Here is a 1,796-nt window from a genome sequence, read left to right on the forward strand (position 1 = left end):
GGACGCTGCCCGTGATCCTGCTCGAGCGCCGCGAGGGGCAGATCTCCGCGGGACGCTGGACGGGCGGGGCGCGCGTCGCCGACCTGCCGCCGGGCCTCGTGCTGTCGGACGCCCCGTCGGTGCTCGAGGACCTGCTGCTCGGCGACGCGAAGGTCGCCGAGGTCCCGGGCGTCGTGTCGAGCGTCGGCATGTCCCGCTGGCAGGCGATGCGCGCGCTCGCGGCGGGGCGCAAGAGCCGGTGAGAGGTCCGTCTCGTCGCGCGGCCGCGGCCCGCGTCGTCGACGACCGGCGGGTAGCCTGACGCGGTGTCCACCCCCCGCGTCGTCGTCCTCGACTACGGCTTCGGCAACGTCCGCTCCGCGGTACGCGCGCTCGAGCGCGTCGGCGCCCAGGTCGAGCTGACGGCGGACAAGCACGCCGCGACGGAGGCCGACGGCCTCGTCGTGCCCGGCGTCGGCGCGTTCGCGGCCGTCATGGGCGGGCTGCGCGCGGTCGGCGGCGACCAGGTGGTCGACCGTCGCCTCGCCGGCGGCCGTCCCGTGCTCGGGATCTGCGTCGGGATGCAGGTGATGTTCGCGGAGGGCGTCGAGCACGGTGACCGCACGGACGGGCTCGGCGAGTGGCCCGGCGTGGTCGACCGGCTCGAGGCCGACGTCGTGCCGCACATGGGCTGGGCGACGATCGAGCCCCCCGCGGGCAGCACGCTGTTCCGCGGTCTGGAGGACGAGCGCTTCTACTTCGTGCACTCCTACGCGGCCCGGTCGTTCCCGCTGACCGACGAGGAGCAGAGCGCGACGCCGTTCAGCGCGCCGCTCGTCACGTGGGCCACGCACGGCGACCGGTTCGTCGCGGCGGTCGAGAACGGCCCGCTCGCCGCGACCCAGTTCCACCCCGAGAAGTCCGGCGACGCGGGCGCGCAGCTGCTCACCCACTGGGTCGACTCGCTGCGCTGACCCCGGCGCGACCCCACCACCGCACCACCTCCCGGAGGACACCCATGACCGACCGCCTCGAGCTGCTGCCCGCCGTCGACGTCGCCGACGGCCAGGCCGTCCGCCTCGTCCAGGGGGAGGCCGGCTCCGAGACCGGCTACGGCGACCCGCTCGCCGCAGCGCTCGACTGGCACGCCGGGGGCGCCGAGTGGATCCACCTCGTCGACCTCGACGCGGCGTTCGGGCGCGGCTCGAACGCGGAGCTCCTCGCCGACGTCACGCAGCATCTCGCGAACAAGGGCGTCAAGATCGAGCTGTCGGGCGGCATCCGCGACGACGCGTCGCTCGCGCGCGCGCTCGGGACCGGCGCGACGCGCGTCAACCTCGGCACGGCCGCGCTCGAGGACCCGGAGTGGACCGCGCGCGTCATCGCCGAGCACGGCGACCAGATCGCGGTGGGCCTCGACGTGCGCGGCACGACGCTCGCGGCCCGCGGGTGGACGCAGGAGGGCGGCGACCTGTGGGAGGTGCTGGAGCGCCTCGACGCGGCCGGCTGCTCGCGCTACGTCGTGACCGACGTGACGAAGGACGGCACGCTGCGCGGACCGAACGTCGACCTGCTCCGCGAGGTGTGCGCGCGCACCGACGCCCCGGTCGTCGCGTCCGGCGGCGTGTCGAGCCTCGAGGACCTGCGCGTGCTGCGCGAGCTCGTGCCCGTGGGCGTCGAGGGCGCGATCGTCGGCAAGGCGCTCTACGCGGGGGCGTTCACGCTGCCGCAGGCGCTCGACGTCGCCGGCCGGCCCTGACCCCGTCGTGAGCACCGGCCGCGCGCTGCCGCCGTCGTCGCCGTTCGCCGGGGACGAC

At 75.9% G+C, this 1,796-nt stretch carries 2 protein-coding genes and 1 pseudogene; all 3 read left to right on the forward strand.

All coding sequences use genetic code 11. The annotated features are described in order from the left end of the window. Positions 1-242: pseudogene (locus HGA02_RS18235) on the forward strand (hypothetical protein); the annotation flags it as partial. Positions 243-305: 63 nt separating this feature from the next. Beyond that, on the forward strand, positions 306-953 hold the full coding sequence (hisH, locus tag HGA02_RS18240) for an imidazole glycerol phosphate synthase subunit HisH (protein ID WP_124342407.1): 648 nt from the start codon (positions 306-308) through the stop codon (positions 951-953). A 44-nt stretch (positions 954-997) separates the two neighbouring features. Continuing rightward, positions 998-1,738, forward strand: coding sequence for a bifunctional 1-(5-phosphoribosyl)-5-((5-phosphoribosylamino)methylideneamino)imidazole-4-carboxamide isomerase/phosphoribosylanthranilate isomerase PriA (gene priA / locus HGA02_RS18245; RefSeq protein ID WP_168680718.1), 741 nt, complete (start codon positions 998-1,000; stop codon positions 1,736-1,738). Positions 1,739-1,796: the final 58 nt, after the last annotated feature.

Source organism: Cellulomonas septica, assembly GCF_012396155.1.
Lineage (GTDB): Bacteria > Actinomycetota > Actinomycetes > Actinomycetales > Cellulomonadaceae > Cellulomonas > Cellulomonas septica.

Excerpts from the sequence above, each read along its gene's own strand:
- priA (WP_168680718.1), top strand. The coding sequence starts at position 998 with ATGACCGACCGCCTCGAGCTGCTGCCCGCCGTCGACGTCGCCGACGGC.